This is a genomic window from Alterinioella nitratireducens, assembly GCF_013155465.1.
GTDB classification, from domain to species: domain Bacteria; phylum Pseudomonadota; class Alphaproteobacteria; order Rhodobacterales; family Rhodobacteraceae; genus Alterinioella; species Alterinioella nitratireducens.
Genome location: NZ_JABJVX010000002.1, coordinates 504,703 through 510,769, shown reverse-complemented (window position 1 = coordinate 510,769; position 6,067 = coordinate 504,703). Strand labels below are relative to the sequence as shown.

The window sequence follows — 6,067 nt, the reverse complement described above, 5'->3', positions numbered from 1 at the left end:
GTTGGCTGTATCTGGCTGTGATCCTCGACCTGCATTCAAGGCGTGTGATCGGCTGGGCCGTGAGCAATCGGATGAAACGTGATCTGGCGATCCGGGCGTTGAACATGGCCATCGCATTCCGTGCGCCACCGAAGGGCTGCATCCATCACACGGATCGCGGTAGCCAATACTGTTCGCACGACTATCAGAAGATCCTGCGGCAACATGGGTTCAAGGTGTCGATGTCTGGGAAGGGCAATTGTTATGACAATGCAGCAGTCGAGACGTTCTTCAAAACCATCAAGGCCGAGCTGATCTGGCGCCGGTCATGGGCAACCAGGCGGCAAGCTGAGATGGCGATCTTCGAATACATCAATGGCTTCTACAATCCGCGTCGACGGCACTCAGCATTGGGCTGGAAAAGCCCGGTCGCCTTCGAACGGAAAGTGGCTTAAACGAGCACCTGGGGCGGCACGAAAGCGTGACAGGTCCATCTCGCTTCACCCACTTGTAGAGAGAATACTTGCTGACCCCCAAGCGTCGGGACACCTCCCGAACCGGATACCCGCGCACCGTGATCTGATGCACCGCATCGCGCTTGAACTCGTCGCTGTAGTTGCTTGTCCCCATGGTCGCCTCCTCGGCTCAAAGTAAGGGGGCAAAGCGTCCACAAATCTAGGGGCACCTCAGAGATCATTCGCCTGGCGGTGATGCTCTATGTCAGGTTCCCGCCTTCGCTTCGCAACAATTTAGGTGCGATCCTGCGCTTTGTAGCCGGAAAGCAAAACCCCGACTTCCTTTCGGAGGCCGAGGCTTTGGACAACTTGCTTTCGCAAAAATCGTTGGTTGCGGGAGCAGGATTTGAACCTGCGACCTTCAGGTTATGAGCCGTGCCGAACGAACCATGAACGATTGCGCTCGTTTGCGTATTCCTTCGACATTTCCGCCAGTTGGAACCCCCTGCCCTACGCGCGCCGTCCGCAGGATTGCGCAGAAACTGGCGGCACTTTGTCCCCTCTTGCTTCCACAATGCTTCCACGTGGGCGCCGACGGATGGTCGTGGTAGCAGCACATCATTTCCGGGTTGTCGGTCCATAGACAACACCAGTGATCGCTCGGCGATATCCGAATTCTCCCAAATGACCCCGAACTGCGTCCCGCAGTGCTTCTTTAGTGAAGAATGGGCGCAACGCTTCAAGGTCCAGCGTCTCGCGATCAATACAAATTGCAGGCACCCGAGACGTCGAAGCATCGTCGTTTATCTCCGAGCGCTGCTGTTCAGGTTCCGGCTCAAGTTGAAATGACGACTCGTGCAAGACGCCCGGATCTCCGAACGGACACCACGACTCGTGTTCTTTACCCGGAAGAGCACCGCAATCACAGCACCGGGGAGGACGAAAGGTTACCATAGAATCTCCTCGAAATTCTGCTTGTCGATTATCGCGTCGGCTCCAAAATCCATAAAGGTTTCAGCCTCGCTGAAGTGTCCGTCGTCAGATAATTTGGGACAGGCGAGCGGTTTTCCGTTTGGAGGCTCTGGCTCATCCTTGATTGAGTTTATGTGTGTTCGGTTTGATGGCGCAAGCGCCGGGTGAGCATGGTTTTCCGTTTGATCTCCTCTCGCTGTTTCAGGATCTGCTCTGCGCGCCCGAAGTAGACGTCGGCGGGTGTCAGGTTTCCAAGGCTCTCGTGGTAGCGCTGGTTGTTGTAATGTTCGACGAAGGCACCGATCTGGCGCTCGAGATCTCCGGGCAGGAAGTAATGCTCAAGCAGGACACGGTTCTTCATGGTCTGGTGCCAGCGCTCGATCTTGCCTTGAGTCTGCGGATGGTAGGGTGCGCCCCGGACATGATCCATGCCCTTGTCATCAAGGTAATCCGCCAAGTCTCCCGCGATGTAAGACGCGCCGTTGTCGCTGAGAAGTCTTGGCTTGGCGACCACGGTTGCGCAGTCACATCCCGAGGCCTCCAGCGCCAGGTCGAGCGTGGCGGTCACGTCCTCGGCCTTCATCGTCGTGCAAAGCTTCCAGGAGATGATGTAGCGGCTGTAATCGTCCAAGATGGTGCTGAGGTAGAACCAGCCCCAGCCCAGGACCTTCAGATAGGTGAAGTCGGTCTGCCACAGCTCGTTGGGGCGCGTGGTTTTGTCCCGGAACTCATTGGCCGCCTTCATCACGATATGCGCCGGTGCCGTGACCAGGTCTTCCGCCTTCAGGATGCGGTAAACCGATGATTCAGAGATAAAATACCGCTTCTCGTCGGTATATTTCACCGCCAGCTCACGCGGGGTCAGATCCTCATACTCGAGCGCGAACTCGATAATGCTCGCCCGCGTCTCATCCGGGAGGCGGTTCCACACAGACCCCGGATGGGGCGGCGTGTCCTCGAGCGCGTCAAGCCCACCCTCGGACCAGCGGTCATACCAGCGGTAATAGGTCGTGCGTGGAATGCCGAGCATGACCAGCGTCTGACGGGCGGGCAGATGCGAGGCTTCGACGGTGCGGATGATCTCCAGCTTTTCCGATGCAGGATACCTCATGCCTCGTCCTCCCCATCCCCGATCATGCTTTTTTTGAGCAGACGGTTTTCCAGAGTCAGATCGGCAACGACTTCCTTGAGCGCGGCCGATTCCGAGCGCAGCTCCTTGACCTCAGGCGATGTCGCCTGGCGGGCAGTATCCCCGGCCAGGCGTTGCTTGCCCGCTTCGAGGAATTCTTTCGACCACGTGTAATACAGGCTCTCGCTGATGCCTTCTCGGCGACACAGCGCGGCAATGCTCTCCTCGCCGCGCAGACCAGCCAGCACGATCCTGATCTTCTCTTCCGCAGAATAATACTTGCGCGTCTTGCGCTTGATCCCTTTGACCAGCTTGTCAGCCGCGTCCTTCGATGTTCCGGATTTCTTGTTCATCTTCGCTCCTTGGTGGCTGCGATGAACCAGAATTCCTCCGTTACGAAAACATCAAATCTGTCCCATAGGCGCTGACGTCAGACAACTGAAGCACATCAGTGCAGCGTGCCCGGCCGTTCCATGGTCTGTGTTTCCAGCATCTGCTGCCGCGCTCTCCGGCACGACTGGATGATCGTGTTGATTTCGACCTCGGCAATTCGCGTCAGCTCCCGCAAGTGCTTGACGGTCTGCTCCATGGTCGTGACGTCGGCTGGCCCGGGAGGGTTCAGTGCCATGTCCTCGGTCGCAGCAAACAGGCCGCGCAACTCCCCCAGCGTGCCGACAGCCTTGTGTGCGCTCTCGGGGAAATCCATCTCTTCCTGCCCGGCGAAAAGCCCGTCGATGAACCCGTCGATCTCTTCGCGGCGAACCTTGCCGAGCCGCGCCAGGTATTCATAGCTCGCAGGTGCGGTCTTCACCCGCGCGAGCTTGAAGGGGTCGCTACGCTTCTGGTGCGCGCTCAGGCCATTCCAAAGCCCCTGCAGGAGAGCAGCGAAAAAGGCCTCCGCCTCCTTCCGGCCCTCAAATTCGGGAAGGTCATCATTCCAGAGGCGCTGAACCTCCTTCATGGGCGAGGCGTTCATGTCAGGTGTCGCGATGTTGCCCATTAAGCGGGCACGAACCTGGTGATACGGGAGAGGGCAGGCATAGCGCTTCAGCAGGGCGCGCATCGCCCCATCATCGACCGCCTGCTTCTTGCCCCGCATCGCCATTGGTTTCGCCCGACTATCCCCTTGTTGGCCACAAACTAAACGACATTGCAGACGAGTTCCACACTCCGCCCCGTTCCACCTCCCAGCCTGCGTTCCGATTCGCACAGACCAACTTCACCCCGCACAGACGCGCAGAGAGGCCCACGCGGAAACGCGCGCCACTTCCTTTTTCCACGCAATATCAATGTGTTCGTTGACTATCACGACGCCTTCCGCACTGTAGAGCAAAGAGAACCGGAAGGCCGTCCACCATGCCCAAGCTGACCAAGCGCCTCGTAGACGCCGCGGAAGCCCGCGATGCAGAGTACTTCACCTGGGACAGCGAGATCCCCGGTTTCGGGCTGCGCGTGCTGCCCAGCGGGCGCAAGGGCTATGTGGTCCAGTATCGCGCCGGACGCCGGTCCCGGCGGATCAGCCTCGGGCCCAGCACTGTCCTGACCTGCGAGCAAGCGCGCAGCCGCGCCATCGCCATCGTTGCTGCCGCCCGCAACGGCGAGGATCCAGCTGCCGAGCGGGACGCGGGGCGTAAGGCGATCACGGTGAAGGAACTGGCAGAGCGTTTCGACAAGGAACACATCGCCGTCCGCCTCAAGACCAGCACGGCGACCGAATACCGGCGCAACCTTCGGCGCTTCATCCTCCCCGCGCTCGGGCAGTTCACGGTCACCGGGATCACTCGGGCGGACGTCGCGAAGTTCCATCACGACATGCGCCACATCCCTTATCAAGCCAACCGCTGCCTCGAGGTGGTCTCGAAGATGTTCGGCCTCGCCGAGATGTGGGGGTTGCGTCCAGACGGCACCAACCCGCGAAAGCACATCCGGAAGTATCCCGAGGAGAAGCGAGAGCGCTTCCTCAGCGCGGCGGAACTGCGCCGGATCGGCGAGGTGCTTCGCGAGATGGAGGCTGAGGGGATCGAACTGCCCTCGGCCATCCTCGCTGCGCGCCTGCTGATCCTGACCGGATGTCGGCTTAACGAGATCATGACGTTACAATGGGCATACGTCGATCTGGCCGAGCGCGTCCTGCGCCTGCCGGACTCGAAGACCGGCGCCAAGGTCGTCCATCTCGGACTGCCCGCCGTCGACCTCCTGCGCGACGCCCAGCGCATCGATGGCAACCCTTGGGTCATCGCCGGCACCCTTCCGGGCAAGCCGCTGAGCGACCTGCAGCCATTTTGGCAGCGCGTTCGCGCCCGCGCCGGCGTCAAGGACGTGCGCATCCACGACCTGCGTCACACCTTCGCCTCCACGGCCGTCGCTTCGGGTCAGGGCCTGCCGATGATCGGCAAGCTGCTCGGACACACGCAGGTCCAGACCACGGCGCGCTACGCGCACCTCGCCGCCGAGCCGGTGCGGATGGCGGCCGATGCAGTGGCGCAGAACCTCAGGCAATCCTTGGGATAATCCCGCGCGGGAACGACCCTTTTCGATTGATTGCGAAGCCTCTCGGCGATACTGTTGGCACAGAAATTGTGCGCGCACAGTTGGCGTGCGCTCGGGGTGGGCCGGGAGAGTGATGTGGGCAAGGGAAAGGCTGAGCTGCGCTGGGGCGTCGAGCAACGCCTCGAGTTCATCGAGTTCCGCCTGTTCTGGGAGGGGCACGTCAATCGCATCGACGTGATGCAGCAGTTCGGCGTCTCGGTGAACCAGGCGTCCGCCGACCTGAACCGCTATCTCGCGCTGGCGCCGGACAACATGGTCTACGACAAGAGCGCGCGCACCTATGTCCGCGGCAATGGCTTTGCCTGCTATTTCCGCGAACCCGACGCCGCGCATTACTTGTCTCAGCTTCGTCTGGTTGCAGAGAATGTTATGGACCAAGAGGATTGCTGGATCCCGGAGCGGCCGCCCTACGCGTCTGCGCCAACACCCGTGCGTGGCGTTAATCCGATGACGCTTCGCTCGGTGGTCGGAGCCATCCGACGTGCCGAGGCGATCGAGGTGAAGTACCAGTCCCTATCCAGCCCCGAGCCCCGCCGGCGCTGGATCGCACCCCACGCCATCGCGTTCGACGGGTTCCGCTGGCACACGCGGGCATTCTGCCTGACTGACGATTGCTTCAAGGATTTCCTGCTCTCGCGGATCCTCGAGATCCGCGGTTCGCGCGAGAGCGAGATCTCGGCCATCGACGACCGCGACTGGCATTCCGAGGTCACGCTTGAGGTCGGGCCCCACCCCGACCTTTCGGAGACGCAAGCGAAGGTCATCGCGCTCGACTACGGAATGCGAGGCGGCAAGGCGAAGATCAAGGTCCGGCGCGCGCTGCTCTACTACGCTCTCCGGCGTCTCGGGCTGGATACCGATCCGGCAGCGAGGAGCCCAAAAGATCAGCAAATCGTGCTCCTGAACCAAGATCAGGTCCGTCCCCATTTTCCCTCTGTCGGCAGTTCCTCCAGTCCCGCAAGTCAAGTGCTGGAGAGTTGAA

General features: G+C 60.6%; 5 protein-coding genes and 1 pseudogene. 3 read left to right on the top strand and 3 right to left on the bottom strand.

Translation table 11 applies throughout. The annotated features are described in order from the left end of the window. A partial coding sequence (locus HNS34_RS05655) for an IS3 family transposase (RefSeq protein WP_172318861.1) occupies positions 1-434 on the top strand: 434 nt, incomplete at its 5' end. Between the two features lie 40 nt (positions 435-474). Here the strand turns inward: HNS34_RS05655 and HNS34_RS05650 are convergent. The 3 genes and pseudogenes from HNS34_RS05650 to HNS34_RS05640 form a co-directional block, all read right to left on the bottom strand. Then, positions 475-609 (bottom strand): annotated as a pseudogene (locus HNS34_RS05650) (transposase); the annotation flags it as partial. Between the two features lie 927 nt (positions 610-1,536). Beyond that, positions 1,537-2,888, bottom strand: a protein-coding gene (locus HNS34_RS05645) for an IS3 family transposase (protein WP_172318859.1) whose coding sequence is annotated in 2 segments (ribosomal slippage) — positions 1,537-2,552 and positions 2,552-2,888 — 1,353 coding nt in all. Because the reading frame shifts where the segments join, the coding sequence is not laid out codon by codon here. 95 nt (positions 2,889-2,983) lie between these two features. After that, positions 2,984-3,634: a hypothetical protein gene (locus HNS34_RS05640; RefSeq protein WP_235952623.1), complete on the bottom strand. Its 651-nt coding sequence runs from the start codon at positions 3,632-3,634 to the stop codon at positions 2,984-2,986. Between the two features lie 257 nt (positions 3,635-3,891). Here HNS34_RS05640 and HNS34_RS05635 point away from each other — a divergent pair, with 257 nt between their 5' ends. After that, positions 3,892-5,046, top strand: a complete 1,155-nt coding sequence (locus HNS34_RS05635) for a tyrosine-type recombinase/integrase (RefSeq protein ID WP_172318855.1) — start codon at positions 3,892-3,894, stop codon at positions 5,044-5,046. A gap of 66 nt (positions 5,047-5,112) precedes the next feature. Next, positions 5,113-6,066, top strand: coding sequence for a BrxR family helix-turn-helix transcriptional regulator (locus HNS34_RS05630; RefSeq protein WP_214647439.1), 954 nt, complete (start codon positions 5,113-5,115; stop codon positions 6,064-6,066). Position 6,067 lies beyond the last annotated feature (1 nt).

Bases quoted from the DNA above. Each gene is read 5' to 3' on its own strand.
- HNS34_RS05640 (WP_235952623.1), bottom strand. From the start codon at position 3,634: ATGCGGGGCAAGAAGCAGGCGGTCGATGATGGGGCGATGCGCGCCCTG.
- HNS34_RS05635 (WP_172318855.1), top strand. From the start codon at position 3,892: ATGCCCAAGCTGACCAAGCGCCTCGTAGACGCCGCGGAAGCCCGCGAT.